Source organism: Stappia sp. G46H5W (assembly GCF_058448995.1).
Genome location: NZ_JBZFLL010000001.1, coordinates 175,866 through 202,811 on the forward strand (window position 1 = coordinate 175,866; position 26,946 = coordinate 202,811).

At 65.4% G+C, this 26,946-nt stretch carries 21 protein-coding genes; 7 read left to right on the plus strand and 14 right to left on the minus strand.

Annotation, left to right across the window (positions count from 1 at the left end; translation table 11 throughout):
- Positions 1–121: 121 nt before the first annotated feature.
- From ACVJ6E_RS00680 to ACVJ6E_RS00715, 8 genes are all read right to left on the minus strand, one after another.
- Positions 122–4,051, minus strand: coding sequence for a beta strand repeat-containing protein (locus ACVJ6E_RS00680; protein WP_491676381.1), 3,930 nt, complete (start codon positions 4,049–4,051; stop codon positions 122–124).
- Between the two features lie 326 nt (positions 4,052–4,377).
- The gene (locus ACVJ6E_RS00685; RefSeq protein WP_158592771.1) at positions 4,378–7,491 is read right to left on the minus strand and encodes a M10 family metallopeptidase C-terminal domain-containing protein; all 3,114 of its coding nucleotides are present in this window, start codon (positions 7,489–7,491) and stop codon (positions 4,378–4,380) included.
- A 93-nt stretch (positions 7,492–7,584) separates the two neighbouring features.
- A complete protein-coding gene (locus tag ACVJ6E_RS00690; RefSeq protein WP_147421923.1) occupies positions 7,585–8,055 on the minus strand; it encodes a hypothetical protein in 471 nt (156 codons plus the stop codon).
- A 122-nt stretch (positions 8,056–8,177) separates the two neighbouring features.
- A complete protein-coding gene (locus ACVJ6E_RS00695) occupies positions 8,178–9,356 on the minus strand; it encodes an AGE family epimerase/isomerase (protein ID WP_158592770.1) in 1,179 nt (392 codons plus the stop codon).
- 34 nt (positions 9,357–9,390) lie between these two features.
- Positions 9,391–10,887, minus strand: a complete 1,497-nt coding sequence (locus ACVJ6E_RS00700; protein ID WP_120270900.1) for a phosphomannomutase/phosphoglucomutase — start codon at positions 10,885–10,887, stop codon at positions 9,391–9,393.
- 59 nt (positions 10,888–10,946) lie between these two features.
- Positions 10,947–12,365: a mannose-1-phosphate guanylyltransferase/mannose-6-phosphate isomerase gene (locus ACVJ6E_RS00705; RefSeq protein ID WP_491676382.1), complete on the minus strand. Its 1,419-nt coding sequence runs from the start codon at positions 12,363–12,365 to the stop codon at positions 10,947–10,949.
- Positions 12,366–12,498: 133 nt separating this feature from the next.
- Positions 12,499–13,074: a UbiX family flavin prenyltransferase gene (locus ACVJ6E_RS00710; protein ID WP_120270898.1), complete on the minus strand. Its 576-nt coding sequence runs from the start codon at positions 13,072–13,074 to the stop codon at positions 12,499–12,501.
- Positions 13,071–14,564, minus strand: coding sequence for a UbiD family decarboxylase (locus tag ACVJ6E_RS00715; protein ID WP_120270897.1), 1,494 nt, complete (start codon positions 14,562–14,564; stop codon positions 13,071–13,073). The genes ACVJ6E_RS00710 and ACVJ6E_RS00715 overlap by 4 nt, the downstream gene beginning before the upstream one ends.
- A gap of 129 nt (positions 14,565–14,693) precedes the next feature.
- Here ACVJ6E_RS00715 and ubiT point away from each other — a divergent pair, with 129 nt between their 5' ends.
- Genes ubiT through ubiV form a run of 3 tightly spaced genes read left to right on the plus strand, consistent with a single transcriptional unit; the run spans position 14,694 to position 17,156 of the window.
- A complete protein-coding gene (gene ubiT, locus ACVJ6E_RS00720) occupies positions 14,694–15,248 on the plus strand; it encodes a ubiquinone anaerobic biosynthesis accessory factor UbiT (RefSeq protein ID WP_208996901.1) in 555 nt (184 codons plus the stop codon).
- Positions 15,248–16,225, plus strand: a complete 978-nt coding sequence (ubiU, locus tag ACVJ6E_RS00725) for a ubiquinone anaerobic biosynthesis protein UbiU (RefSeq protein ID WP_120270920.1) — start codon at positions 15,248–15,250, stop codon at positions 16,223–16,225. The genes ubiT and ubiU overlap by 1 nt, the downstream gene beginning before the upstream one ends.
- Before the next feature lie 4 nt (positions 16,226–16,229).
- Positions 16,230–17,156, plus strand: a complete 927-nt coding sequence (gene ubiV, locus ACVJ6E_RS00730; RefSeq protein ID WP_120270896.1) for a ubiquinone anaerobic biosynthesis protein UbiV — start codon at positions 16,230–16,232, stop codon at positions 17,154–17,156.
- Here the strand turns inward: ubiV and mog are convergent.
- The 3 genes from mog to ACVJ6E_RS00745 are packed head-to-tail and all read right to left on the minus strand — an operon-like array spanning position 17,128 to position 18,561.
- Positions 17,128–17,676 carry a molybdopterin adenylyltransferase gene (gene mog, locus ACVJ6E_RS00735; protein WP_120270895.1) on the minus strand — a complete coding sequence of 183 codons (549 nt, stop codon included), beginning with the start codon at positions 17,674–17,676 and terminating at the stop codon, positions 17,128–17,130. The genes ubiV and mog overlap by 29 nt on opposite strands.
- A 46-nt stretch (positions 17,677–17,722) precedes the next feature.
- Entirely contained in the window at positions 17,723–17,983 is a 261-nt protein-coding gene (locus tag ACVJ6E_RS00740; protein WP_147421922.1) for a cytochrome C oxidase subunit IV family protein, read from the minus strand.
- A 5-nt stretch (positions 17,984–17,988) separates the two neighbouring features.
- Positions 17,989–18,561: a cytochrome c oxidase subunit 3 family protein gene (locus ACVJ6E_RS00745; protein WP_120270893.1), complete on the minus strand. Its 573-nt coding sequence runs from the start codon at positions 18,559–18,561 to the stop codon at positions 17,989–17,991.
- Positions 18,562–18,736: 175 nt separating this feature from the next.
- Here ACVJ6E_RS00745 and ACVJ6E_RS00750 point away from each other — a divergent pair, with 175 nt between their 5' ends.
- The 4 genes from ACVJ6E_RS00750 to ACVJ6E_RS00765 all read left to right on the plus strand — a co-directional run bounded on the left by ACVJ6E_RS00750 (position 18,737) and on the right by ACVJ6E_RS00765 (position 23,422).
- Positions 18,737–19,219 (plus strand): c-type cytochrome, encoded by a 483-nt coding sequence (locus ACVJ6E_RS00750; protein ID WP_120270892.1) that lies wholly within the window; start codon positions 18,737–18,739, stop codon positions 19,217–19,219.
- A 13-nt stretch (positions 19,220–19,232) separates the two neighbouring features.
- The gene (locus ACVJ6E_RS00755) at positions 19,233–20,591 is read left to right on the plus strand and encodes a cbb3-type cytochrome c oxidase subunit I (RefSeq protein ID WP_120270891.1); all 1,359 of its coding nucleotides are present in this window, start codon (positions 19,233–19,235) and stop codon (positions 20,589–20,591) included.
- Positions 20,592–20,685: 94 nt separating this feature from the next.
- Positions 20,686–21,504, plus strand: coding sequence for a CbbQ/NirQ/NorQ/GpvN family protein (locus ACVJ6E_RS00760; protein ID WP_120270890.1), 819 nt, complete (start codon positions 20,686–20,688; stop codon positions 21,502–21,504).
- Positions 21,505–21,508: 4 nt separating this feature from the next.
- The gene (locus tag ACVJ6E_RS00765) at positions 21,509–23,422 is read left to right on the plus strand and encodes a VWA domain-containing protein (protein ID WP_120270919.1); all 1,914 of its coding nucleotides are present in this window, start codon (positions 21,509–21,511) and stop codon (positions 23,420–23,422) included.
- Between the two features lie 3 nt (positions 23,423–23,425).
- Here ACVJ6E_RS00765 and ACVJ6E_RS00770 read toward each other — a convergent pair whose 3' ends face one another.
- The 3 genes from ACVJ6E_RS00770 to ACVJ6E_RS00780 all read right to left on the minus strand — a co-directional run bounded on the left by ACVJ6E_RS00770 (position 23,426) and on the right by ACVJ6E_RS00780 (position 26,860).
- Positions 23,426–24,490, minus strand: a complete 1,065-nt coding sequence (locus tag ACVJ6E_RS00770; protein WP_120270889.1) for a glycosyltransferase family protein — start codon at positions 24,488–24,490, stop codon at positions 23,426–23,428.
- Positions 24,487–25,674, minus strand: a complete 1,188-nt coding sequence (locus ACVJ6E_RS00775) for a tetratricopeptide repeat protein (protein ID WP_158592769.1) — start codon at positions 25,672–25,674, stop codon at positions 24,487–24,489. Before ACVJ6E_RS00775 ends, ACVJ6E_RS00770 begins: the two co-directional genes overlap by 4 nt.
- A gap of 97 nt (positions 25,675–25,771) precedes the next feature.
- Complete coding sequence (locus ACVJ6E_RS00780) at positions 25,772–26,860, minus strand: DUF2793 domain-containing protein (protein WP_120270887.1); 1,089 nt, start codon at positions 26,858–26,860, stop codon at positions 25,772–25,774.
- Between the last annotated feature and the right edge of the window lie 86 nt (positions 26,861–26,946).

The following is a 26,946-nucleotide window of genomic DNA, read 5'->3' on the forward strand; positions in this document are numbered from 1 at the left end:
AGACGCCTGCGGCAGTTTCAACGTAACCCCAACAGGATCTGCCCAAGTCATGGGCTCGTCGCTAGGACCGGCGGCCCAAGCGGGTCGCCGGTATATATGTCAACGTCATACTTGAACAGGATCACACGAAGCTGAAATCGCTCTCCGAAATCAGCGTGTGGTCGAAGTTCTGCAGCACGATGGTGTTGGTGCCGAAGGTCAGGTGCGTGTCCGCCCCCACATCCGTCACCGTCACCTGCGAGAAGTTGCTCGCGCCAACCCCGATCCGGATCGTGTCGACCCCGTTCTCAAAGTCGGTGATCGTGTCAGTATCGCCGGCAGACAGGAACACGAACGTGTCGGCCCCCGCACCGCCGGTCAGAAAATCGTTGCCGGCACTGCCATCAATCCAGTTGTTTCCGGAGTTGCCCTGAATTGCATTCGCCCGCGCATTGCCGACGCCGGAAAGGTTCCCTGTGCCAATCAATGTCAGGTGTTCGACATGCTGACCATGCTGCCACAGCGCGAAATTCACAGAACTAACAACCGTATCGACGCCTTGGCCCGCAGTCTCCACAATCGTGTCACCGACGTTGTCCACGTGATACGTGTCGTTGCCGGCACCGCCGATCATCGTGTCCGCTCCAACGCCGCCATTCAGCACGTTATTGCCAGAGTTACCCGTGATCACGTTGTTCAGCGCGTTGCCGACCGCATTCAGGTTTCCGCCGCCCAGAAGCGTCAGGTTCTCGATATGCTGGCTCTGGGCCCAAAGCTCGAAGCTCACATAGCTCTGAACCGTGTCCGTGCCGTTGCCCGCCGTCTCCACGACCACATCGCCGACATTGTCGACAACATACGTGTCATCGCCGTCACCGCCGATCATCGTGTCCGCTCCAACGCCGCCATTCAGCACGTTGTTGCCAGAGTTACCCGTGATCACGTTGTTCAGCGCGTTGCCGACCGCATTCAGGTTCCCCCCGCCCAGAAGCGTCAGGTTCTCGATATGCTGGCTCTGGGCCCAAAGCTCGAAGCTCACATAGCTCTGAACCGTGTCCGTGCCGTTGCCCGCCGTCTCAACGATCACATCGCCGACATTGTCGACAACATACGTGTCGTTGCCGGCACCGCCGATCATCGTGTCCGCTCCAACGCCGCCATTCAGCACGTTATTGCCAGAGTTACCCGTGATCACGTTGTTCAGCGCGTTGCCGACCGCGTTCAGGTTCCCCCCGCCCAGAAGCGTCAGGTTCTCGATATGCTGGCTCTGGGCCCAAAGCTCGAAGCTCACATAGCTCTGAACCGTGTCCGTGCCGTTGCCCGCCGTCTCAACGACCACATCGCCGACATTGTCCACGACATAGGTGTCGTCGCCGGCGCCGCCGATCATCGTATCCGCTCCAACGCCACCATTCAGCACGTTGTTACCCGAGTTGCCGGTGATCACGTTGTTCAGCGCGTTGCCGACTGCATTCAGATTGCCGGTACCGAGGAGCTCTAGGTTTTCGATGTGCTGGCTCTGGGCCCACAGTTCGAAGCTGATGTAACTGCGCACGGTATCCGTGCCCTCGTCAGCATACTCGACGACCACGTCGCCCGCATCGCTGACGACGTAGATATCGTCGCCGGTGCCGCCGATCATCGTGTCCGCACCGGCGCTGCCGTTCAGGATATCATTGCCTCCCATGCCTTCGAGACGGTCGTCGCCGAGGGAGCCGATAAGAACGTCGTCACCGGTCCTGGAGCCGCGGACATGCTCGATATTGGCGAGCGTATGGCTGAAGGCATTGCCGTTGAACAGACCCGTCGCCGTACCGGCCGCGAGATTGACCGTCACAGCGCCCATACCGTTGCGATCGAAGCGCACCGTATCGAACCCACCGCCGCCATCGACCGTGTCGTTGCCGCCGCGCAGGATGAAACGCTCGTCGCCATCGCCGCCGTTGAAGACGTCGTTGGAGTCGGAGCCACGGATCTCGCTCACATTGACCAGGGTATCGGTGCCGATGCCTGCGCCGGTCACGGTGCCGCTGACGCCGGAGCCGTTGTTGCTGGTATAGGTGATACCGGAGGACGCGTTGCGATAGTCTGCACGGACCGAACCATCACCTGTCTGCGTGATAGTGTCGTCGCCGCCGCCGCCGCGAACCTGCACGAAAATACCCGCAGTCGCGTTGATCGTGACGGTGTCGTTGCCGGAGCCGAGCGCGAGAGCGACGCTGCCCAGCTCCGGATCGATGGGCCCCGTCACGTTCAGCGTGTCGACATCCCCGGTTCCCTTGTCGATGGTCATGACCGTACCGGTCATGCTGATCGCCATGTTGGTGGTGAACCCGGCGTAGTCGACATAAACGTCATGCTGCTGCAGGACGTTGATCGTGTCGTTGCCGGCAGACCCGATGACCGTGTCCTCGCCCTCGCCGGTGTTGATGATGTCGTCGCCATCACCACCATCGAGGTAGTCGTTGCCGGCCCCGCCGTTCAGCGTGTCATTGCCGCCACGCCCTTCCAGCGTGTCATCGCCGGACGACCCCGTGAGGCTGTCGTCGCCGGTGCGCGAACCGCGAACCGCCTCGATGCCGGACAGGGTGTGACTGAAGGCATTGCCGTTGAACAGACCTGTTGCAGTACCTGCCTCAAGATTGACAGTCACCGCCCCCATGCCGTCCTGGTCGAAACGCACCGTGTCGTAGCCGTCGCCGCCGTTCAACGTGTCGTTGCCGCCGCGCAGAATAAAGCGCTCGTTGCCGGACCCGCCATTGAAGACGTCGTCGTAATCGGTGCCGCGGATTTCCGAGAGGCCCACCAGAGTATCGGTGCCGACACCTGTTCCGGTCACCGTACCGCTCACATTGATGCCGTTGTTACTGGTGTAAGTGATGCCGGACGAAACGTTGCGATAATCCGCCCGTACGAAACCGTAACCCAGTTGGGTGATCGTATCGTCGCCTGCGCCGCCTCGGACCTGGACGAAAATGCCAGAGACCGAATCGATCGTGACATTGTCGTTGCCGGAGCCCAAAGCAAGGGTAATCGTGCCGCTGCCGTCGTAGGGTCCGCCGATATTGACCGTATCGGTGCCACCGACGCCCTTGTCGATGGTCATCGTCGTGCCGGTAAGATTGACCGACAAGGCGCTGGAGAACGAACTGTAGTTCAGGAAGACCTCTTCAGTCGCCAGAACGTTGATCGTATCGTTGCCGGTCGAACCATAGACCGTGTCGCTTCCGGTGCCGACATTGATGGTGTCGTTGCCGCCGCCGCCGTTGAAGACATCGTCGCCGGCATAACCGTCGAACCGCTCGTCAGCGTTGGAGCCGGTAAACTGTGTGCTTTCCGTACGCGACCCGCGGACATATTCGATCCCGGACAGGTTGTGCGAGAATCCAACGCCGTTGAACGTTCCCACCGCTGTTCCGGCGGAAAGATCGACAATGACGGATCCCATGCCGTCGCGATCGAACCGGACCAGGTCGAACCCGGCGCCGCCATTGACGATGTCATTGCCGCCGAGCGGGATGAAACGCTCGTCGCCGTTGCCGCCGTTGAACGTGTCGTTGCCGGCCGAGCCCATGATCTCGAAGACACTGGAGAGCGTATCCGTCCCCATGCCGGCCCCGACCACGGTGCCGCTGACGCCCGAGCCGTTGTTGCTGGTATAGGTGATGCCCGTTCCGACGTTGCGATAGTCGACCCGAACGAACCCGCCGAGGTTCGTGATGGTGTCGTTGCCGGCGCTGGACTGGATGCTGTAAAAAATGCCGCCGGGATCGTCGATGGTGACGCTGTCATTGCCCGAGCCGAGGCCGAATGTCAGGGCACTGACGTCCGGATCCAGTTCCCCGCCGGCAAGGAAAGTATCCGTGCCGATCCCGTCCTTGGTGACCTGACCGCCGCCGGCGTCCCCGTCGATGACAACCGTCAACGCTGCCGAGAAGCCCCGGTAATCGACATAAAGGTCGACTTCAGGAAGAAGCGTGATCGTATCGTTGCCGCCGCTCCCGATATAATCGTGACCGAACCCGGTGATCGAAAATGTATCGTTACCGTTTCCGCCTGAATACGTCGTCATTTCAACCCCTCCAATGAGCCTGGCAATGGCCCAAATCCCCTTGAACGGCGCCGCTCGGCACGATTGAGCCTGGCATCAATGCCCCTCGCCGCAACCGAAATACTTTATCGGGGAGAGGTCTTCAGGCGGGAAATTGCGAGCGAGAAACGCGGTTCGATCAGTCAGCCCTGTTAGTTATCGCAATAAGAATCAAATTGTAAACGCCTCGGGCGATTTTGAGTCCCTTGAGCGAAAGCCCGAAAGGGTGCCCATTGCCCGCTCGGGGCGAATACCGGCAATCCTGCAAAATCGCCGGCATCCATCTCGTCAGCACATCTCGGCCCGGGTCACACGAATGCAAAGTCACCCGAGGAAATCAGCGTGTGGTCGAAGTTCTGCAGGATGACCGTGTTGCTGCCGAAGGTCAGGTGCGTGTCCGCCCCCACATCCGTCACCGTCACCTGCGAGAAGTTGCTGGCGCCAACCCCGATCCGGATCGTGTCGATCCCGTCCTGGAAGTCCGTGATCGTGTCAGTATCGCCGGCAGCCAGAAACACGAATGTGTCGGCCCCTGTCCCGCCGGTCAGCGTGTCGTTGCCGGCACTGCCATCGAGCCAGTTGCTGCCCGAATTGCCCTGGATCACGTTTGATCGCGCATTGCCGACACCTGACAGGTTCGAGCTGCCGATCAGCGTCAGGTTCTCGACGTGCTGGCCGTGCTGCCAAAGCGCAAAATTCACCGAGCTGAACACTGTATCAATGCCTTGTCCGGCAAGCTCGACGATTGTGTCACCGAGATTATCGACGGAATAGACATCGTTGCCGGCTCCACCGATCATCGTATCGGCACCCACAGCACCATCGAGCACGTTGTTGCCCGAGTTGCCGATCAACGTGTTCGCCTGACCGTTGCCGGTGGCGTTGATATTCGCGGCTCCGATCAGCGTCAGGTTTTCGATATGCTGGCCCTGCTGCCAGAGTGCATACGAGACGGAACTGATAACCGTATCCGTGCCGTTGCCGGCCGTCTCGATGACCACGTCCCCCACATTGTCAACGTAATACGTATCGTTGTGGGCGCCGCCACTCATCGTATCGGCACCAAGACCACCATTCAGCACGTTGTTGCCTAGATTTGTGGTGATCACATTGTTCAGCGCGTTCCCGACTGCAGTCAGGTCCCCACTGCCCAAAATGGTCAGATTCTCGATGTACTGGCCCTGCTGCCAGAGTTGATAGGAAATGGTGCTGTAGACAGTGTCTATGCCTTCACCGGCCAATTCGATGACCCGATCGCCGACATTGTCGACGGAATAGGTATCGTTGCCGGCTCCGCCGATCATCGTATCGGCACCCACAGCACCATCGAGCACGTTGTTGCCCGAGTTGCCGATCAACGTGTTCGCCTGACCGTTGCCGGTTGCGTTGATATTCGCGGTCCCGATCAGCGTCAGGTTTTCGATATGCTGGCTCTGCTGCCAGAGGATGTACGAGACAGTGCTGTATACTGTATCAATACCCTCTCCAGCGAGCTCGACCACGGCATCGAAGACATTGTCGACCGAATAGCTGTCGTTTCCGGCACCGCCGATCATCCTATCGGCCCCAAGAGCACCATCGAGCACGTTGTTGCCCGAGTTGCCGGTGAGCGTGTTGGCGAGGCCATTGCCCGTCGCATTGATATTGGCGGTCCCGATCAATCGAAGATGCTCGATGTGCTGCCCCTGCTGCCAGAGCGCGTACGAGACCGAGCTGATCACTGTGTCGATGCCCTCGCCAGCAAACTCGACGATCGTATCTCCGACATTATCGACATGATAGGTATCGTTCCCGGCGCCGCCGAGCATGTTGTCAGCGCCAGCGCCGCCATTCAAAACGTTATTGCCGAAGTTGCCGGTGATCACGTTGTCCAGGGCGTTGCCGGTTCCATTCAGGTCGGCAGCACCGTGAAGCTCCAGCCCCTCGATATTCTGGCCGTTCTGCCATAGCGCAAACGAGATAGAGCTGATGATCGAGTCGTAGCCTTCCCCGGCATTCTCGACGACGACATCTGCAACATTGTCAATGTAGTAGACGTCATCACCGGTGCCGCCGATCATCGTGTCCGCGCCGGCATTGCCGTTCAGGTGATTGTTCGCACTGTTGCCGATGAGCGTATCGTTGCCATTGCCGCCGGTCGCGTTCTCGATGACGGTTCCGCGCGCGATCGTCAGGTTGCCGGTCAGCCCGCCAACGTTCGAGTAGGTCTCGGGACGCAGGTCGATCAGCTGGGCAGCATTGATCCCGGAGAAATCCAGAAGGTCGATACCGCCGTTATCATAAATGGTCAGCGCAACGTTGTTTCCGTAGCTCAGGAAGTTGTCGACATAGGTTCCGGTGTTGTTGGCACCGGTGGATCCGTACACGGTGTTGCCGAGATTGGTCGTCGTCGATGCGCCGTACAGGTTCTGGATGGCGATGATGTCCGCCACCATCGGAGTGATGATGTAGGCGCGCGTGGCGTTGATATAGGTATTCTCGTCCTGGTCGAAGTAGGACATCACGGTGCCCTGCCAGGAGTCGTTCCTGTAGTGGTTGTCGATGCCGTAGGTCGCCGTGCTGTTATAGTTGCCGGCATGCCCCAGCCCCAGCGCGTGGCCGATCTCGTGGAGATAGGTCTGGAAGGAATAGCTGTCGATCGTCGTGCCGGAATTGGCGAGCCAGGCGGTCGAGACGTTCACGGTCGACGACAGGATGGTGTTGCCGCTGGTGGTCGACGAGTTGTAGGCGCCGCTGTCGTTGTCGTCGATCATGATGGCGGCGGAGCCCGACACGAAGTTGAAGTTGATCCCGGTCACGGCCGTCCAGGCGGCCAGGGCTTGGGTGGCAAGAAATTGCCCTTCGGCCGTCAGGCCCGTGATGTTCACATCCAGCGTGCCGCCGGAGGACACGTTGAAGGACCGCTGCGAGCGTCCGGTCGCTTCCCAATAGCCATTGGTCAGCTGCGCGGCGATCTGGTCGTTATCGAAGACCGGGAGCGGCGGCGGGGCCGTGATCGACAGGGTGTAGTTGCCGGTGGATAGACCGTTATAGGAGCCTGCGTTCAGATAGTAGGTGCCGCCGGTCGTCGCAGTGAAGGAGAGGAACGAATTTAAGCCGTCGCCTCCATCGTCGTTGAAGGCGATCTGAGTACCGGAGGAGTTGTGGACGCGAAGATAAGTGTCGAGGCCCGACGTGTTTGCGGTCAATGCGATGTTGTAGGTCGTACCTGCCTCGAGCGTGACCCGCACCCAGTCCTGATCGCCGCTCGTCAGAGTGCCGTTGAAGCTGTCGCCGACATTGATCGTGTAGGAGGTGGACGTGCCTGCCGAAGCGTCCACGCCCTCATTGATGACCGCGAAGTCCGTATCCGCACCCGGAGTGAACGTCTCGTCGCAGCTGTAGCCGGCCACGACAGGAACCACAGGGTCCCGGTAGGTCATCGCACAAAGGTCACACATGATCTCACACCCTTTCGCAATCTGATCGGACGCCTGGCGCCCTGATGACCGGCTGCAGGCGCCGGTCGTCGATAATCATCCCCCCACAGGCAAAGTGTCCGCCAGCATCCGGCCAAAGGGCCGTGCGTCGGAGAAATTGACCTGTCGGTCATTGACGGAAAACTCGATAACGGGCCCCTGAGCCGCAGCGGCCGAGCCCTGACGCCAGGAAAGGCGCGCCATCACGAAAGTCTCGTGAGACCTCACCCACTCCACGGCCACCCGCATGGAACGGGCATCGCCATCGTCGCCGCCGGTCCGGACCGCAATGTCCGGCAGCCGCTCCCGAAGGCGCGCGAGGAGACCTTCGCATGCGTTCCTGCGCCAATCATCGCCACCGAAATCGCAGGCGACGACAAGCTCCTCAGGTCGTTGTGCAAGCACCAGATCAGTTACCTTTTCGCCGGCATCGGCCATTCGCGGGCCAGTCAGCATACCTGCCACTGCCGCAACGGCAACAGCCAAAAAAAGCACGCCATGCCGGACCCTGTTCATAACGGTCTTCATTGCGCGACGCCGTGCTGAGCCAGAATCACGCACTGCCTAAATTACCTACCGGAATTAACCATAACCCCGTTCCACGCCACTTTCCACGAGTTGCGTGAAATTTGCGTGATAGCAGGACCGCCTCAGCCGCAGACCTGGTCGAGTTCGGCAATGGCGCAAACGAGGTGATAAAGCGAACTGGCCGGCGCCGGCTCATCGATGAACCGGCCATCCGGCGCCAGGCGGTCGCGCCAGAGACCGCGCGGCTCAACGTCCAGATAGGTCTCGATGACACGGGCGGCCGCAATCGCTGATGCTGCGGCCTCGCGCTCGCGCGGCACGTCGCCGGCCTTGCGGGCCTCTTCCATCATCACCAGGGAGGCCTTCAGCCATTCGGTCTGGGACCACAGCCGTGCCACCGGATCGCGCGGGCGCAGGTCGTCGCCGATCTCCAGCATGACCACGCCGCGATCCGGGCAAATGCCATGCTGCAGTCCGGCCGAATAGAGCCGGGCCGCCGCGGCAAGGGCATCGTCGCGGCCGGTCCTGCGCCCCCAGATCGTCAGCAGCCAGCACCACTCGAACAGGTGGCCGGGATCGACCCTGTGCCCGGCGTCGCCCGCCGCCGGCGACCAGTCGCCCTCGAAATACTCGCGAAGCACCCCAAGATCGGGATCGATGAAACGGCTCATGGCGAGTTCGGCGATGCCGCGCGCCATGTCGCCCCAGCGCGGACTGCCCGAAAGCCGCTCCCAGGCCAAAGCCGCCTCGAAGAGGTGCATGTTGGGATTGGCGCGCAGCGGCAGCCGGCGGGGAACATCCTCCTCGAAGCCGCCGTCCGGATGGCCGAGCGTCTCCATCAAAAGGTCCCGAAGGCGCCTGCCCTCCTCGACGGCGATCTCGCGCAGGCTCGCCACGGCGCCGGCGATGCTGGCATAGGCGAAAAGTGCAAAGGCCTGGTCGTAGAGATCGAAGGGACGCGAGCCATCCGCCGCCGGCGGGCGCAGGCTGCCGTCCTTCTGGAGAAAGCGGCCATGGAAGGCGCCAAGCCCACGGGCCGCGATGCGCGCCGCATCCCCCGGCCAGCCGAGCCGCGCGCCCTCAACGAAGGAATAGATCTGCCGGGGCGGCACGCGCGGCCGCGCCGGAGCTGAAGACGGCTCAGCCGTTCCCAACTCCAGGCTCTCGGCGAAGTGCCCGCTCGCCGCGTCGTAGCCGGCCTCGGCCCAAAGGGGCAAGGCGTCTCGCACGAGCCAGTTCTTCAGCCGCTCGCGAACCACCATCAGTTCGGAGGCGGACTCCTCGGACCCTGTCGCGCGCACTACCGCCTCCTCCCCCAAGACCGACGCCGCAGCGTCAGAGCGTCTGGTTATAGTCGCCGACTTCCGGATTTTCCCGCAGGACCGCATCCACCGCGTGGAACATGGCGTGCAGGCGTTCCTCGGAGACCGGGCTTTCCACCACGACGACAAGCTCCGGCTTGTTGGACGAGGCACGTACCAGACCCCAGGTACCGTCCTCGGCAACGACGCGGATGCCGTTGACGGTGACGAGATCGGCGATACCGTGCCCGGCAATCGTCTCGCCGTTCTCCTTCATGGCGGTGAAGCGCTCCACCACCCGGTCGACGACCTCGTATTTGATCTCGTCGGCGCAGTGCGGCGACATGGTCGGCGAGCCCCAGGTGCGCGGCAGCGCGCGGCGCAGATCCGCCATCGAGCGGCCCGGGTTGCGGTCCAACATGTCGAGAATGGCGATGGCGGAGACGAGGCCGTCGTCATAGCCGCGGCCGATCGGCGCGTTGAAGAAGTAGTGCCCGGACTTTTCGAAGCCGACGAGCGCGTCCAGCTGGTTGACGCGGCGCTTGATGTAGGAGTGGCCGGTCTTCCAGTAGTCGGTGACGGCCCCGTTCTCCTGCAGCACCGGATCGGTGGCGAACAGGCCGGTCGACTTGACGTCGACGACGAAGCGGCAGCCGGGATGCAGCGCGGACAGGTCGCGGGCCAGCATCACGCCGACCTTGTCGGCGAAGATCTCCTCGCCCTCGTTGTCGACGACACCGCAGCGGTCGCCGTCGCCGTCGAAGCCCAGCCCCACCTCGGCGCCGCTCTCCAGCACCTGGTCGCGGAGCGCATGAAGCATCTTCATGTCTTCCGGATTCGGGTTGTAGCGCGGGAAGGTGTGGTCGAGCTCGCAGTCGAGCGGGATAACCTCGGCGCCCAGGGCCTCCAGCACGCGCGGCGCGAAGGCGCCCGCCGTGCCGTTGCCACAGGCGGCGACCACCTTGATCGGACGCGACAGGCGCGGCCGATTGGTGAGGTCCGCGATATACTGCTCCTGGAAGTTCTCGACAAAACGGTAGCTGCCCGAGCCTTCGCGGAAGCTCGCTGTCAGCACGATCTCCTTCAGGCGTCCCATCTCGTCGGGACCGAAGGTCAGCGGACGCTCGATGCCCATCTTGACGCCGGTCCAGCCATTGTCGTTGTGCGAGGCCGTAACCATGGCGACTGCCGGCACGTCGAGAGCGAACTGCGCGAAATAGGCCATCGGCGACAGCGCCAGGCCAATATCGTGGACGCGCACGCCGCCGGCCATCAGGCCGGTGACCAGTGCCATCTTGATGGCGGCGGAGTAGCCGCGGAAGTCATGCCCGACGACGATATCGGGGCGCACGCCGCGCTCGCGCATGAGGGTTGCAATGCCCATGCCGAGGGCCTGCATCCCCATCAGGTTAATTTCCTTTTCGAACAGCCAGCGGGCGTCATACTCGCGGAACCCGGTGGCCTTCACCATCGGCCGGGATTCATAGGCGTAGGTGTTCGGCTTCAGTTCGGCGACAGGCACTGGCAGCATGTATCTTCCTCAGGATCTGGTCCGGTTCGGCTCGCGCGGGTCGCAAGACAGGCCCGCACTTACTTGGACGAAAATGGCGCCCCCGCCTCGTCGTAACGGATAATGTCGTCATCGCCTATATAGGCGCCCGACTGGATTTCTATGACACGCGCCGGCACCCGGCCCGGATTGGCGAGCCGGTGGCGCGCTCCCACCGGAACGTAGGCCGACTGGTTCTCGGTCATCAACCGCGTCTCGCCGTCGATCTCGACCGAGAGCGTGCCGGAGACCACCACCCAGTGCTCGGCCCGGTTGACGTGGCTTTGCCGGGACATGCTCTCGCCCGGCTTGATCTCGATTTCCTGCACCTGGAACCGGCCGCCGACGGCGATCTCCTCGCGCCAGCCCCAGGGGCGGTACAGCCGGCGATGCTCGCGGGTCTCGCGGCGGCCTTCCGCCTGCAGCCCCTCGACCACGGTTTTCACATCCTGGGCATGGGCCTTGTCGGCAACCAGGACCGCATCCTTGGTGGCGACCACCATGACATGGTCGAGGCCGACCACCGAGACCAGCGCACCATCGCTGACGACGAGATTGTCCCTCGCCTTCACGAAACGCGCCTCTCCCAGAACGCTGTTGCCCTCATCGGATTTCTCGAAAGCCTCCCACACCGCAGACCAGGAACCCAGATCGCTCCAGCCCGGTTCCATCGGCACGCAGGAAATCCGCTCCGACTTCTCCATGATCGCATAATCGATGGAGATATTCGGGACCTGCGAGAAGAGGCCGGCATCGAGGCGCAGGAAGTCGAGATCGCGGGTCGCAGCGGCCAGGGCCTCCTTCACGCGGGCGAGGACCTCCGGCGCATGCCGCGCGAATTCCTCCAGCATGGCGCGGGCGGAGAACAGGAAGATGCCAGCGTTCCAGACATAGGTCCCGGCGGCAAGGAACGCGCGGGCGCGCTCAAGATCCGGCTTCTCGACGAAAGCCTCGACCGCACAAGGTCCCTCGCCGGCTTCCGCCAGACGGATATAGCCGTAGCCCGTGTTGGGTTCGGACGGCTTGATGCCGAAGGTGACGATACGCCCGGCCCTTGCGGCCGGCAGCGCCCGCTCGACGGCAGCGGCAAAGGCGTCGGTGTCGCGCAGCAGGTGATCGGAGGGCGCCAGCAGAACCAGCGCGTCCGGATCGCGCGCCTCGGCCAGCAGCGCGGCGATGGCCGCAGGGGCCGCCGTGTTGCGGCCGACGGGCTCCAGCACGATGGCCGTATCCTCGGCCGGAGCGCGAACTTCCGCCATCTGCTCGCCGACGAGGAAGCGATGCTCGGAATTGGAGATGACAATGGGCGCCGAGAAGGCGGGGCCGGCAAAGCGCTTCAACGTCTTCTGAAACAGGCTCTCACCGTCGAAGATCGGAAGAAACTGCTTGGGTCGAGCCGAGCGCGACAGGGGCCAGAGCCGCGAACCGGAGCCGCCGGACAAGATGCAAGGGATGATCACGCAAGGTCTCTCGTCGCCGGGGTTTGCCGCAGGATGCGGAAAGGTCAGACCCTCTTTTGCCCAATCCCGGACTGACAGGAGGTTAACCCGAAATCCCAGAGGTGTGAAACAGCAGAGAAAAACGCCCTGAAGCTCAGTCGGGAGAGGCCGGCGCGGACCAGGCGCGCGCCTGCGCAGGCCCCAGCCGCAACAGGTCCACCGCCCGCGCGGCGATCTGCGCAACCGCATCGGACAGCGAGGCAGGCTGCAGATAGAAGGCCGGCACCGGCGGCAGGATGATGGCGCCGGCCTCGGTCGCCAACACCATGTTGCGCAGGTGGATGAGCGAGAGCGGCGCCTCGCGCACCAGCAACACCAGCGGCCGGCGCTCCTTGAGCTGAACCGAGGCCGCGCGCGTCAGCAGGTTGTCGTCGAGGCCATGGGCGATGGCGCTGAGCGTGCGCATGGAGCACGGGGCGACGATCATCCCGGCGATCGCGCTGGAGCCCGAGGCGATCTCCGCCCCCACATCGGCAATGCCGTGTTCACGCGCGGCAAGCGCAGACAGCTCGCTTCGCGCGCCCTCTCCTCCCTCCAGCTCCAGCGTCCGCTCTCCCCCGGTGCTGACGACGAGATCGAGCAGCGCGCCGCGGCGGGCCAGATCACGGGCACAGGCGAGCGCCAGCTGCGCCCCGGAAGCGCCCGAGACGCCGAGAACAACGCGGGTCATGCCAGCCCCTCCGCTTTCAGGATGCGCTCGGCGGCGCCCTCCGCCTCGGGCGAGAGCCGCATCACCTCGCCGAAGGCGCGGGCGGTTTCCGATCCGAGCTTCACCGTCGCGTCGAGCCCGATCTTGCCGGCGAGCCCCTCCAGCGGCGAGGCGAAGTCGAGATAATCCATCGGCGTGCGATCGAGCAGCATCGTGTCGCGGGCCGGGTCGTAGCGCGTCGCCAGCGCCCAGGCGATGTCGTCCCAGTTGCGCGGATCGATATCGGCGTCCACCACCACGATCATCTTGGTGTAGCTGAACTGCGCCAGCAGCCCCCAAAGCGCCAGCATCACCCGGCGCGCCTGCCCCGGATAGCGCTTGTCGATGGCGATCACCGCGATGCGGTAGGAGCACGCGGCTGGCGGCAGCCACAGGTCCACCACTTCCGGGATCTGCTGGCGGATGACGGGAAGCGCCAGATCGTTGAACACCTCGCCGATGATGGAGGGCTCGTCCGGCGGCCGGCCGGTCCAGGTGGACAGGTAAAGCGGATCGCGCCGGTGGGTGATCGCGCTCACCTGCATCACCGGGAAAGGTTCGACCGAGTTGTAATAGCCCGTGTGGTCGCCGAACGGGCCTTCCGGCGCCGTCTCCTGCGGATGCACCCAGCCCTCCACCACGATCTCCGCGCTGGAGGGAACCAGCATGGGCACGGTGACGGCGGGCGCCAGCGAAGTGCGCGCCCCGCGCAACACACCGGAGAAGGCCAGCTCCGACACGGTTTCCGGCAGCGGCAGGGCCGCGGCCAGCAGCAAGGCCGGATCGGCGCCGAGCGCGATGGCCACCGGCATCGGCTCCCCCTTGCGCACCCAGCCGCGATGATGAGCCGCCGCGCCCCGGTGCGGCAGCCAGCGCAGGATCAGCCGGTCGGGGCCCAGCACCTGCGCCCGGTAGATCCCGGCATTGTAGCGTCCGCTATCGCTCGCCTGCGCCCCCGCATCGCGGGTCAGCACCACCGGCCAGGTCATCAGCGGGCCCGCATCTCCCGGCCAGCAGGTCTGGACCGGCAGGCGCGACAGGTCCGGTTCTCCCATCCGCTCTTCCTGCGAGACACCCCTGCCGAGCACCTTGACGCGGGCCCTGAGGGCCGCCGCCATCTGCGGCCAGCGCGAAAGCGCATCACCGACGCCTTGCGGGGGCACGGGGCTGCGCAGCGCGGCGAGAAATTCTCCAAGCTGAGCGATATCGGCAGGCTCGATACCGAGACCGGCAGCAACGCGCCGCCGGGTGCCGAAGAGATTGGCGATGAGCGGGATGGAGGAGACCGAGCCGTCTTCGGCGAGCGGACGCTCGAAGCGCAGGACTGGCCCGCCCGCCAGCAGCACCTTGCGGTGCACGGCGGTGACCTCCTCGCGCAGCCGCACCGGCTGGGCGATGGAGCACATCTCGCCGGCTGCATCGCACCAGCGCAGAAAGCTGCGGAGATCGGGAAAGGCTGGCAGGCGGCGCATGGCGGCTCCTTGAAAAGGGTGCCCTGCCTTAGCAAAGCGGATCGCCCGCGAAGTTGATGCGGATCAACAACGGCGGGAGATCGCCCCTCTATGGTGCGCGGCACCCGTCCCCTCCTGCCGGAGCGCCCCATGCCGCAAGCCCTTGCAGATCCTCTGGAACATCGCGCCATTCCGAAAATGCCCGCGCTTCTGGCCTTCGGTGTGCGAATGGCGCCGCACGGGCCGGCGGACCTGCTGCTGACGCAGGTGACGCGCCGGATTCTCGCGCGGCATGCCGGACTGCTGGAGCGCCTCGGGCCGTACCGGCGAACGCGCTTCGTGGTGACGGCGAGCGACGTGCCGCTGTCCTTCCTGCTCGACCTTGCCCGCGACACGCCGGCAGTCAGCCTCCACCGCGAACCGCCGGCGGCCGATGCGCGCATCACCGGCAGCCTCGCCGCCCTGGTCGGCCTCGTCCACGGGGTGTGGGACGGCGACGCGCTTTTCTTCTCCCGCGACCTCACCGTTGAAGGCGACACGTCCGCCGTTCTGGCCCTGCGCAACGCCATCGATGACGCGGAACTCGACATCGGCGCGGAACTGGCCGGCCTCACCGGCCCTCTGTCGGGTTTGGCCGCACGCGCAATCGCCCGCCTGGAAGCGGCAACGGGCGTGCCACTCACCCGCGCGGGAGGCGTGCGATGATGGAGCTCGTCTGCCCCGCCGGCACACCGGCTTCGCTACGCGCTGCAGTGGATGCCGGCGCCCACAGCATCTATTGCGGCTTTGCCGACGACACCAACGCCCGCAACTTTCCCGGCCTCAACTTCTCCCGCCCCGAAATGGCGGACGGCATCGCCTATGCCCATGCGCGCGGCGCCAAGGTGCTGGTCGCCATCAACACGTTCCCGCGGGCCGGCGAGACGGAGCTCTGGCACCGGGCGGTGAGCGACGCGGAAGCGCTCGGCGCTGACGCGGTGATCCTTGCCGATCTCGGGCTGATCGCGCATGCGGCCGAGCGCCATCCCTCGCTGCGCCGACACCTTTCGGTGCAGGCGGCGGCGGCAAACCCGGACGTCATCAACTTCCACGCAAGCGCCTTCGGCGTGAAGCGGGTGGTGCTGCCACGGGTGCTCACCGTCGACGAGATCGCCTCGATCAACCGCGACATCGACGTGGAGACGGAAGTCTTCGTCTTCGGCGGGCTCTGCGTCATGGCCGAGGGCCGGTGCTCGCTGTCCTCCTACATTTCCGGCAAGTCGCCCAACATGAACGGCGTGTGTTCGCCGGCAAGCCACGTCGCCTACGCCGAAGAAGACGGCGAGCTGGCCGCCCGCCTCGGCGGCTACACCATCCACCGCACCCCGGCGCAGGCGCCCGCCCCCTACCCCACCTTGTGCAAGGGCTGCTTCAAGGTCGGCACGCGCACCGGCTACGTGTTCGAGGACCCGGCGAGCCTGGACGCCTCGGAGCTGCTGCCCGCGCTTGCCCGGGCCGGCGTCACGGCGCTGAAGATCGAGGGCCGCCAGCGCTCGCGCGCCTATGTCGCGCAGGTGGTGCGCAACTTCCGCCAGGCGGTGGAAGCGCTCGCCGAAGGGCGCGAGGTGCCGCTCGGCACGCTTGCCCGGCTGACCGAGGGACAGGCCGCGACCGCCGGTGCCTACAACAAGATCTGGAGATAAGCAGATGCAGCTGACCGTCGGCCCGATCCAGGGCTTCTGGGATCCGGGGCAGTGGAGCGCGTTTTACGAGCGGCTGGCCGATACGCCGGACATTTCCCGCGTCGTCATCGGCGAGCTCGTCTGCTCGAAGCGGCTCCCCTTCTACCAGACCCGCCTGCCCGATGCGATCGCGCAGCTGCTGGCCGGCGGCAAGGATGTGGCCCTGACCAGCCTCGCCCTCGTCACTCCGCTCAAGCGGGAACGTCGCATGGCCGCGGAACTGGCCGTGATGGACCTGGAGGTCGAGGTCAACGACCTCACCATGCTGGCGCATCTGTCGCCGGACGCGCACTTTTCCGTCGGTCCGTTGGTGAACGTCTACAACGAGAGCACGCTCGCGGTTCTGGCGCGGCGCGGCGCAATGCGCGTCTGCCTGCCGCCGGAACTGTCCGCCACCTCCGTCCGCCGCATCGCGGCGGCGACCGACATGCCGGTCGAGGTCTGGGGCTGGGGGCGCCTGCCGCTCGCCATGTCCGGGCGCTGCTACCATGCGCGCTATCACGACCGGGCGAAGGACCAGTGCCAGTTCGTCTGCGCCGAGGACCCGGACGGGCTCGCCGTCGACACGCTCGACGACCAGCAATTTCTGGCGATCAACGGGCTGCAGACCCTCTCCGGCCAATGCGCGAACATGGCGCATCACCTGCCGGCCCTGCGCGAGGCGGGCGTTGCAGGCCTGCGCCTGTCGCCGCAGACCAGCGGCTTCTTCGAGGTGATCGAGCTCTTCGCGCATCTGACGGCGGGCCGCATCGATGCGGAAGAGTTCTGCGCCAAGGCCCTGCCGCATGCGCCAGGCGGGGCTTTCTGCGACGGCTTCCTGGACGGCCCGACCGGGGTCTCCTGGTCGGGCTCACAGGCTCAGGTCAGACGGCAACCGGCCGGAACGCCTTGAGCCGCGCCGGATCGGTGTCGATCCGGGCCGCCCCGATCAGGTCGAGGCAATAGGGCACGGCCGCGAACACCGCCACCAGCGAGGTGGCGATGCTCGCCGGCTTGCCCGGCAGAGTGATGATGAGGCTTGCCCCGCGAATTGCCGCCTCCTGGCGCGAGAGGATCGCGGTCGGCACTTCGGCGAGATTCGCATGCCGCATCGCCTCGCCGAAACCGGGCAGGAACCGCGTTGCGACCTGCGCCAGCGCTTCCGGCGTCTCGTCGCGCGGAGCCGGCCCCGTGCCGCCCGTGACCAGCAAAAGGTCGCATCCTTCCACATCGCACAGATGGCGCATCGCGCCGGCAACGCTGTCGGCGCCGTCCGGCACGATGCGGCCGACGAACTCCCAGTCGCCGACGAGATGCGCCCGCAGCCAGTCGAGCGCCGCCGGCCCGCTGCGATCCTCGTAGATGCCCGCGCTGGCCCGATCCGAAACCGTGAGAATGCCGATGCGGGCGGGCTTGCCCAGTGTACTTGCCATGAGATTGTTCCTTGGGAGGAAGGGAGGGGCTGCCGGTCAGTCGGCTTCAACCGGCAAGGGAGTAATGCGCGGCGGTAAAGACCGCGCCGATGGTGCCGCCCAGCGCGGCGACGAGGGCGATGAGGCCGTAGCGCCAGCCGGCCGGTGCCTCGCGCAGGCCGAGGAACTGGGTGAGCACGATCCAGGCCTTGGCGAGCGCAAGGGCAAGGATCGACCAGACGAGGATCGGGGCGCCGCCATCCGGCACCGCGAGCGAAGCGGCGGCGAGCCCAGCCAGGGCAAGGGCGGCGACATGCAGGCGTGTCATGGAGATCACCCGATCAGGTAGACGACGGGGAAGACCAGGAGCCAGACCAGGTCGACCATGTGCCAGAAGGCGGTGCCGGTCTCCAGGTTCTCCAGGCTGTTGTAGCGGGCGACCACGGCAAGCAGCACGATGCCGGCCAGCACATGCAGGGCGTGGAAGCCGGTGACGAGATAGTAGAGTTCGAAGAACGTGCCGCTGTCCGGGCCGTAGCCCAGTGAGATCTTGGCGGCATATTCGGCGCCCTTCACCACGAGGAACACAACCCCGAGCGCCATCGCCGCCGCAAGCTGCGGCCGCCCGGAGCGCCCCGTCTTGCGCCCTTCCACTGCAAGCGCCGCGCACCAGCCGCTGGCGATCAGAACCAGCGTGTTGAGCCCGCCGAGCCGCACGTCCAGTGCCGCCTGCCCTTGCGCGAAGGCGAGCGGGTCAAGCGCCCTCGCGACCGAGAATCCGACAAGCAGCGCACCGAACACGGCGAGCTCGCCGAGAATCAGGATCCACATCATCGGGTTGCCGGGCAGTCCGTCCAGCGGCCCCCATCCTTCGTCGGGCGTCTCGCCCGCGACGTCCTCATGCATGCTTGCGCCTCCAGTCGGCGCGACCCTAGCAGGCGCCCGCCCGGCCGAGTTTGAGCAGGCTCAAACTCGCGGCGAGGTGGTGCGGGCGAGTTTGCGCTGGAACAACGTTCGTCCGACGCCTTGGCCCTAGCTCTTGGCTCCACTGACGGCATCCGCCAGCAACTGGAGAGCACACATGTCCGGACCAAGCGAACCGCATCGACCGCCGGTCGAGCGTTTCACGAAGTCGGCCGCCAGAAACATTTTCTACGGTGGCTCGATCTTCTTCTTCGTCGTCTTCGTCGCCCTGACCGCGCAAAGCCATTGGCACATCGTCACCAATTCGACCGACGAAGAGACGCTGACCGCGGCGGTGATCCGCGGCAAGCACGTGTGGGAGAAGAACTCCTGCGTCAACTGCCACTCGATCCTCGGTGAAGGCGCCTATTTCGCGCCCGAGGTCGGCAATGTCTGGGTCCGCTACGGCGGCAAGGACGACCCGGAAGGCGCAAGGGCCGGCCTCATCGCCTGGATGCAGGCCCAGCCCACCGGCATCGAGGGGCGCCGGCAGATGCCCCAGTTCAACCTGACCGACCAGGAGCTGAACGATCTCGTCGACTTCCTGGAGTGGACGAGCCGGATCGACACGCAGGGCTGGCCGCCCAACGACGCGGGCTGAGGAGCAAACCCCGATGAAATACGCTTCCCAAAGAGTGGCCTACTGGTACTTCGTCTGTGCCATGGTCCTGTTCGGCGTGCAGATCCTTGCCGGCGGCCTGGCCGGCACGGTCTATGTCCTGCCGAACACGCTTGCGGAACTGATGCCGTTCAACATCATCCGCATGATCCACACCAATGCGCTCATCGTCTGGCTGCTGATGGGCTTCTTCGGCTGCGCCTACTACTTGGTGCCGGAAGAGGCGGAGCGCGAGATCGAGAGCCCGTTCCTCGCCTATGTGCAGCTCGTGCTGCTGATGGTCGGCGCACTGGCCGCGGTCATCGGCTACACGCAAGGCATCCATGGCGGACGCGAGTTCCTGGAGCAGCCGCTCTGGATCAAGATCGCCATCGTCGTGGTGGCGCTGATCTTCCTCTACAACGTGTCGATGACCGTGCTGAAGGGCCGGCGCACCGCCGTGACCAGCGTTCTGTTGCTGGGCCTGTGGGGCATCGCCGTCTTCTGGCTCTTCGCCTTCTACGCGCCGGACAACCTGTCGCTGGACAAGGTCTACTGGTGGTACATCGTCCACCTGTGGGTGGAAGGCGTGTGGGAACTGGTGATGGCTTCGGTCCTCGCCTTCCTGCTGATCAAGCTGACCGGCGTCGACCGTGAAGTCATCGAGAAGTGGCTGTACTCCATCGTCGGCCTCGCCCTGTTCTCGGGCCTGCTCGGCACCGGCCACCACTACTACTGGATCGGCGCGCCCGGCTACTGGCAGTGGGTCGGCTCGATCTTCTCTGCACTCGAGGTCGCGCCGTTCTTCGCAATGGTGGTCTTCGCCTTCACCATGGTCTTCCGCGGTCGCAAGGACCATCCGAACCGGGCCGCGGTGCTGTGGTCGCTCGGCTGCACGGTCGGAGCCTTCTTCGGCGCCGGCGTGTGGGGCTTCCTCCACACCCTGTCTTTCGTGAACTACTACACGCACGGAACGCAGCTCACCGCCGCCCATGGGCACCTGGCCTTCTACGGCGCCTATGTGATGCTGAACCTGGCGCTGATCTCCTATGCAATGCCGTATCTGCGCGGCAAGGCGCCCTATCACCAGACGCTGAACATCACCTCCTTCTGGCTGATGAGCGGCGCGATGATGGTGATGACCTTCGCGCTGACCTTCGCCGGCGCCGTGCAGGTCCACCTGCAGCGCGTGCTGGGCATGTCCTACATGGAGGTCCAGGACGAGATCGCCCCCTTCTACTGGGTGCGCCTCGGCTCCGGCATTCTGGTCGTCATCGCCGCGCTGATGTTCCTTTGGGCGGTGTTCGGTCCCGTCCGCGAACGGCGCAAGGTCGCTCGCGAAGGTCGTGCGGCCTCGCTGCAGGCAGCCGAGTGACACAAGCCGGGCGCCGCATTGCCGGCGCCCGGCCCTCTTCTTCCGCCCCGTCTTTTGCGCAAGCGCCCCCAGGCGCAACAAGGAGCGATCCGCGATGATCCCCGCCACCTCTCCCCTCGCCGCAAACGGCGAAACTCCGGACCTGCCCTTCTACGCGGCCTCCGGCGACGAATGCATGCTGTTCGAGCAGGCTTGGCGCAACCGGCTGCCGGTGCTGCTGAAGGGGCCGACCGGCTGCGGCAAGACGCGCTTCGTCGCCCACATGGCTGCGCGCCTCGGCCGGCCGCTCTACACCGTCGCCTGCCATGACGACCTCACAGCCGCCGACCTGACCGGACGCCACCTGCTGAAGGGCGGCGAGACCGTCTGGGCCGACGGGCCGCTGACCCGCGCAATGCGCGAGGGCGCGATCCTCTATCTCGACGAGGTGGTGGAAGCGCGCAAGGACGTGACCGTGGTGCTGCACCCGGTCACCGACGACCGGCGCACGCTGACCCTGGAGCGGACCGGCGAGACGCTGCTCGCCCCGCCCGAGTTCATGCTCGTCGTCTCATACAATCCCGGCTACCAGAACGTGCTGAAGTCGCTGAAGCCCTCCACCCGCCAGCGCTTCGTGGCGATGGAGTTCGGCTATCCCGATCCGGACACGGAAGCGGCCATCGTCGCCAGCGAGACCGGCCTTGCGCCCGATCGCTGCGTGCCGCTGGTGCGCATCGCCAATGCCCTGCGCGACCTCAAGGGCCAGGACCTCGACGAAGGCGCCTCGACGCGGCTCATCGTCTACGCGGCAACCTTGATCAAGGCCGGCATGAAGCCGGCGGCGGCCATCGATGCGGCCCTGCTGCAGCCGCTCAGCGACGATCCGGACGTGCAGGCCGCCCTTGCCCGCGTCGCCGATCTTGCCCTCGGGTGATGCCATGTCGCTGTTCGAGCCGGAAGAGTTCGTCGGGTCCCACTGGCACAGGCTGGTCGGCAGCCTGACCACCCTGCCCCATCATCCCGGGGCGGCCGTGACGCTCGCCGACATGCGCACGCGGCTCGGCGTGCTGTTCCGGGCGATGGGCGGCAGCGGCGCGCTACGTCTAGTCGAAAGCGCGCCGACGGTTTCCGCGCACCGCCTGTCGCCGCTGCGGCGCATGGGGCTCGGCGCGGAGAAGATGAGCCTCGCCATCCTCGACAAGTCGACGCTGCGCCTGCCGGCCGTCCTCGACAGCTTTCCCGACCGTTCCGACAATATCGCGCTGTACGAATGGCTGGTCGCCTGGTTCGCCCATGCCGGTGCGGGGCCGACGCCGAGCGGCGATCCTCTGGTCGACGACCTTCAGCGGCTGCGCATGAGCGTTGCCACGACCCGTGCGACGCTGCGCGCCTGGCCGGGCCTGCGCCCGTTGTTCCACCGGCTGCGCGAGGCGGCCCTTGCCGTTCGCCCGCAGCGCTCCCTTCCCGCGGTGGAGATGCGCGTCGAACAGGCGATCCGGGCCCTGCTCGGAGGCCAACGCGGCGAGGATGCGGACAGTCTTCTTGCCCTGATCGAGAGCCCGGACGCCAGCCTTGCCGGCGTCAAGGCCCCGCGCGGCTACCGCACCTATCTGCCCATCCCGCTGTTCGGCGAAATCCGCGAGGAGGCCGGCGCCCCACGCCCCGACGACGCCGAAGATCCGACCGGAACCTCCATCGCCGTCGACGGCCGCCGCCGGCAGGCGGAGCGGCGCGACACCGACATGAGCGACCGGGGCGATCCGCTTTACTTCCACCGGTTCGAGACGATCTTCTCCCTGGCCGAGATGGTCAACGTCAACCGCCGGGTGGACGACGACGACGAGGACGGCGCCCGGCAGGCGGCCGACGACATCAGCGAACTGACCATCGGCAGCAACCGGCAGAAGGCCGGCGTGCGGCTCAAGATGGATCTCGACCTCGCCCCTTCCGAGGCCGAGGAGGGAAGCCTTGCCGGCGGGCTGACCTATCCCGAATGGGACTGGAAGCGGCGCGCCCACCGGCCGGACCATTGCCGCGTCGTCGCCGCGCGCGCTCCGCAGAGCGGCAATCTCTGGCAGCCGGACGAGGCGATGCAGCGACGCATCCGCGCCGTTCGCCGCCAGTTCGAGGCCCTGCGCCCCAGGCGCATCGTCCTGCACGGACAACCCGACGGCGACGATCTCGATCTGTCCGCTCTCGTGCGTGCCGAGGCCGATCGGCGTGCAGGCAGCGCCGGCACCGAGAACCTGTTCACCTGCGGCCGTGCCGTGGAGCGGGATCTGTCCGTCGCCGTGCTGATGGATGTCTCGCTGTCGACCGACGCCTGGATCGGCAATCACCGGGTGCTCGACGTCGAAAAGGCGGCGCTGCTCGCCCTCACCCATGGCCTGACCGCCTGCGGCGACGAACACGCGATCCACACCTTCACCTCGCGCCGGCGGCAAAGCGTACGCGTCGACACGGTGAAGGACTTCGGCGAGCCGCTCGGCCCCGCCGTCGAACGCCGGATCGCGGCGCTCACTCCCGGCCAGTACACACGCATGGGCACCGCGATCCGCCATATCGCCCGGCAGCTGTCCGCAAGGCCGCAGCGCCACCGGCTTCTGCTGCTGCTCACCGACGGCAAGCCGAACGACATCGACTATTACGAAGGGCGCTACGGGATCGAGGACACGCGCGAGGCGATCCGCGAGGCCAGGCGGGAGGGGCTGACCGTCTTCGGCGTTACCGTCGACGAGGCGGCGCGCGATTACTTCCCCTACCTGTTCGGCAAGAGCTCCTACGCGATCATCGCCGATCCGGAGCGGCTGCCCGGTGCCCTGCCTGCGATCTACCGGCGACTTATGGCGTAACGCTTACGCGCCCGGCTGCCTGCCTGCGACGAGATCCGCCCAGAAACCCGCGACTGCAGTCCGGTCGCCGAGCCGGCGGCTGAGCGCAATTCCTCCTTGCGCGATTTCCTTCGCCTTCGCCCGGTCGCGGGCAAGCCTCAGCACCGCATCTCGGAACGCTGCCGGCTCATGCGCGGCGAAGAGACCGTTGCGGCAATCCTCGATCACCGGCGCGAACACCGCCGTCGGCGTGTAGATGCCGGCGGCGCCCGCCACCGCATGCTGGTGCAGCTTGATGATCGAGCGGCCGTCATTGACCGGATTGACCGCATAAGGCGCCAGCGCCACATGGTGCCGCGCCCTGTTCAGCCAGCGCTGAAAATCCTCCAGCACCATCGGCGTCATGTGCGCGACCTGCCGCGAGGCGGGCAGCAGGGCCTCGCCCTTTGTCCCCAGGAACGTTTCGACACGCAGACCCGGCTCGGCGGCGAGCGCCTCGGCAAGGCCGGGGGCGACGGCGGCGAAGTCCTCCGCATGGGTCGCTGTTCCCAGGAACAGCACCCGCGTCTCGCCGTCCTCCCGGTCGAAATGCGCAAGGTCGCCGGTGGGGGCAAGGTCGGCGGGATGCAGAAACGCGCCGGGTAGCGGCGCCAGCCGCTCCAGCAGGCGCCGGTTCGGCGCGACCGCGACGTCGACGCGCTCGAGCAGCCTTGGGAACAGGCCAGAGAGGAACCGCGCGATCCGCCCTCGGTAGCGGGCGTCGAGGCGCGTATCGCTCGCCATCGCCCACAGATCGTCGTCGAGAAGATAGGCGACGCGCCCGCCCCTTGCGCGGAACGCCGACAGCAGACGCAGGTCGCGCGCGGTCACATAGCGCACGACGATGGCAAGGCTCCGTCCCTGCCCGTCGGTCAGCGTCAATCCGTGCTGGCCTATGCGGCCGAGCTGCAGCCCCGTCGCCGCCAGTTCGGCCCCGCAGATCTCCACATAGTGATAGCGCGTCGGATAGGCCGTCTTTGGCCTGCCCGTGAAATGATCGAAGGCGGTGGCAAGCGCCGCCTTGCGCAACAGGTTGGGACGCAGGATCACATTCCGTCCTTCGTCGTGAGCTCCGCCAGTCGCTGACGGGCAAGCTCGTTGTCCGGGAAAAGCTCCAGGGTTTCTTCCAGGACCGAGCGGGCAAGATCGTGTTCGCCGGAGCGACGCAGCAGATGGGCCAGCGTCACCCGGTAACCCGCAACACCGGGAGCCCGCTCGACCGCCCTTCGCTGAAGGCCGACGCCTTCTGCAAGGAACTCGGGAAGGCGTGAGAGAACCCAGGCGCCGAGCGCCAGCCCGCGGTCGTTGTCCGGAAACTGCTCAACGAGCCCGCGGGCCAGCTCCACGGCCGCGGAGCTTGGTCCTTCCAGCGAAAACGTGAGCCTTGCGTGTTCATGCGCCGCATCGAAATGCGACGGATCTTCCGTCTCGGCCTTGCGCGCCCATTCCGCGGCCTCTTCCGACTTGCCAAGACGCTGGAAAACTCTTGAGCGATGATAGCTGCGCGAGGGCTGCAGATCCTCTCCCGCCTTCTTGCGGATGATCACCATCTTGGCGGGGCCGGTGGGCAGGCCCGCTTCATTGACGAACGTCACGCCGGCAATCTGCGAAGCGGCCTCCAGATAGCGCTCTTCGGGGATATCTCCGGTTTCCGCGAACCGGCCCTCCAGCAGGAACCGCGAGAACAGCTCGGCCGTTTTCGGCACGCTCTTCAGCTCTTCGATCTGCGCCGGCTGCCAGTGCAGGTCCTCGATGATGTAGGTCCCGCCCGGCACCAGCGCCGGAAAAAGCTCGATGAACGCGGTCTGCTGATGCCACGAGGCGTGCGATCCATCATCCACCACGACATCGAAGCCATCCGGACACGCTGCCCGGAGTCGGGCAAGGTCCGCAGGCTCCCCCATATCGCCCTGCACGAACGTGAAACGGTCAAGGGAAACGGCCGAGAAATCGGAGATGTCGAAGCCGAAGATCCGGGCGTTCGGCAGATAGTCCAGCCACATCCTAATCGATGGGGCATCGACGGTCTCGCGGCGAGCGCTGCCGCCTGCCGCTTCCGGCCCGCCGACCAGCAGCCCGATCTCCAGAAAATTGAGCGGCTCTGCCCTGCGATGGGCAAGGAGCAGGTCATATACGGCGGTGTAGCCGTGGGCATCGCGATTGCGATAGCCCTTGTCCGAACCGTATTTGTCCGCGAGCGCGCTGAGGTCCGGCAGCTGACCCTGCATGGTCATCATGAAGTTCCTGCTCGTCAGGTTGTCGGCAACCATACCTAGACCAGCGGGCAGTCAACTACCAGTTCCAGAGCGCGCAGCAGAGGGTTTCCACACCTCAGACAGGAGCCCCGTCGCGCATCTTCAGCCACTGGGTCCCGTCGGAATAGGCGAACTGGGCGCCACCGGCCGCATCCTGGACATAGGCGAGCGTTCCGGCCCCGACGGTTGCCGCCGACGGCAACGCGGCCTTGAGATAGCTCCCCGTCCGTACCGGCCCTGCCACGTGCAGCCGTGCCGTCGGTGTCACGGTTCCAACACCGACGTCGCCGCCGCTGGCGATCCGGATCCGCTCGCTGCCGCCGCCATACAACCGATGCGACCGCGTGGGCGTGTCATACATCGTCATGATGTCGGTAGCGCTCCCGTAGATATAAAAAGCCGAGTGGTTCCAGTCGGGGATGCCGATCCACGCCTGTGTTCCGCCGGAACCGGTATTGACCAATTGGAGGAATGCAGAGGACCCCGACAAAGATCGGATACCGCCCTCCACGTCCAGTTGGCCCGCGCCGGGCGCCCGCCCCAACCCGACCTTGCCGTTTACAGCATTGACGGATATCGCCGTCAGCCATGAGGTTCCGGAACCGCTGACCTTAATCGTAAAATCCTCTGATCCGAGCAACCCGAGCTCCGCACGCGCAGAGTACCCTGTCTGGAAAATGACCGATGCGGTTTCACCAGCAGCCCCTTTGTTCAGCTTGAGCCTGTGCCCCGCTTCGCCCCCGTCGAACAGGCTAGCAGCTCCCCCCACGGCCAATCGGTTATCTTCATCCGCGGTGGCGTTGATGCCCAGTTGGTCGAACGCACCTGGAAGATCCGCCCAGCCGTTCTCCTGCCATGCAACGAACTTCCTTTCGTCCTCGACCCAGGCCAACCAACCTGCTCGAGGGGCATGAAAGCGCCAGTCACCCGAATGCCAACACGCCACACAGCCGCCCTTATCGGTCCACGCCCCCGTTCCACCTTCCGGCACGATATGGCGCGAACCTTCTGCGGGCGAGAACGGCGGACTGACCTCCCCCCTGGAGGCAACGGACAGATGCACCAGCGTATCGAGGGCAGCCACTGCATCGTTGTGCGTGACGTGTTTTTGCGCCTGTGCAGCAGCGAGCATCGGCAGCTTGAGATTGAGCGTTGTCTCGGACATCGGGGCCCCCTGGTCTTTGCTGACGCTCAAGACTAACTCGCCCAGAGAACGCGAGGATAAGGTGCCGCCGCGGATGACAGGGCCTG

Bases quoted from the DNA above. Each gene is read 5' to 3' on its own strand.
- ACVJ6E_RS00680 (WP_491676381.1), bottom strand. From the start codon at position 4,051: ATGACGACGTATTCAGGCGGAAACGGTAACGATACATTTTCGATCACC.
- mog (WP_120270895.1), bottom strand. From the start codon at position 17,676: ATGGCAAGTACACTGGGCAAGCCCGCCCGCATCGGCATTCTCACGGTT.
- ACVJ6E_RS00685 (WP_158592771.1), bottom strand. From the start codon at position 7,491: ATGACCTACCGGGACCCTGTGGTTCCTGTCGTGGCCGGCTACAGCTGC.
- ubiU (WP_120270920.1), top strand. From the start codon at position 15,248: ATGGAGCTCGTCTGCCCCGCCGGCACACCGGCTTCGCTACGCGCTGCA.
- ACVJ6E_RS00690 (WP_147421923.1), bottom strand. From the start codon at position 8,055: ATGAAGACCGTTATGAACAGGGTCCGGCATGGCGTGCTTTTTTTGGCT.
- ubiT (WP_208996901.1), top strand. From the start codon at position 14,694: ATGCCGCAAGCCCTTGCAGATCCTCTGGAACATCGCGCCATTCCGAAA.
- ACVJ6E_RS00710 (WP_120270898.1), bottom strand. From the start codon at position 13,074: ATGACCCGCGTTGTTCTCGGCGTCTCGGGCGCTTCCGGGGCGCAGCTG.
- ACVJ6E_RS00755 (WP_120270891.1), top strand. From the start codon at position 19,233: ATGAAATACGCTTCCCAAAGAGTGGCCTACTGGTACTTCGTCTGTGCC.
- ACVJ6E_RS00740 (WP_147421922.1), bottom strand. From the start codon at position 17,983: ATGACACGCCTGCATGTCGCCGCCCTTGCCCTGGCTGGGCTCGCCGCC.
- ACVJ6E_RS00780 (WP_120270887.1), bottom strand. From the start codon at position 26,860: ATGTCCGAGACAACGCTCAATCTCAAGCTGCCGATGCTCGCTGCTGCA.
- ACVJ6E_RS00775 (WP_158592769.1), bottom strand. From the start codon at position 25,674: ATGACCATGCAGGGTCAGCTGCCGGACCTCAGCGCGCTCGCGGACAAA.
- ACVJ6E_RS00715 (WP_120270897.1), bottom strand. From the start codon at position 14,564: ATGCGCCGCCTGCCAGCCTTTCCCGATCTCCGCAGCTTTCTGCGCTGG.
- ubiV (WP_120270896.1), top strand. From the start codon at position 16,230: ATGCAGCTGACCGTCGGCCCGATCCAGGGCTTCTGGGATCCGGGGCAG.
- ACVJ6E_RS00700 (WP_120270900.1), bottom strand. From the start codon at position 10,887: ATGCTGCCAGTGCCTGTCGCCGAACTGAAGCCGAACACCTACGCCTAT.
- ACVJ6E_RS00765 (WP_120270919.1), top strand. From the start codon at position 21,509: ATGTCGCTGTTCGAGCCGGAAGAGTTCGTCGGGTCCCACTGGCACAGG.
- ACVJ6E_RS00750 (WP_120270892.1), top strand. From the start codon at position 18,737: ATGTCCGGACCAAGCGAACCGCATCGACCGCCGGTCGAGCGTTTCACG.
- ACVJ6E_RS00745 (WP_120270893.1), bottom strand. From the start codon at position 18,561: ATGCATGAGGACGTCGCGGGCGAGACGCCCGACGAAGGATGGGGGCCG.
- ACVJ6E_RS00760 (WP_120270890.1), top strand. From the start codon at position 20,686: ATGATCCCCGCCACCTCTCCCCTCGCCGCAAACGGCGAAACTCCGGAC.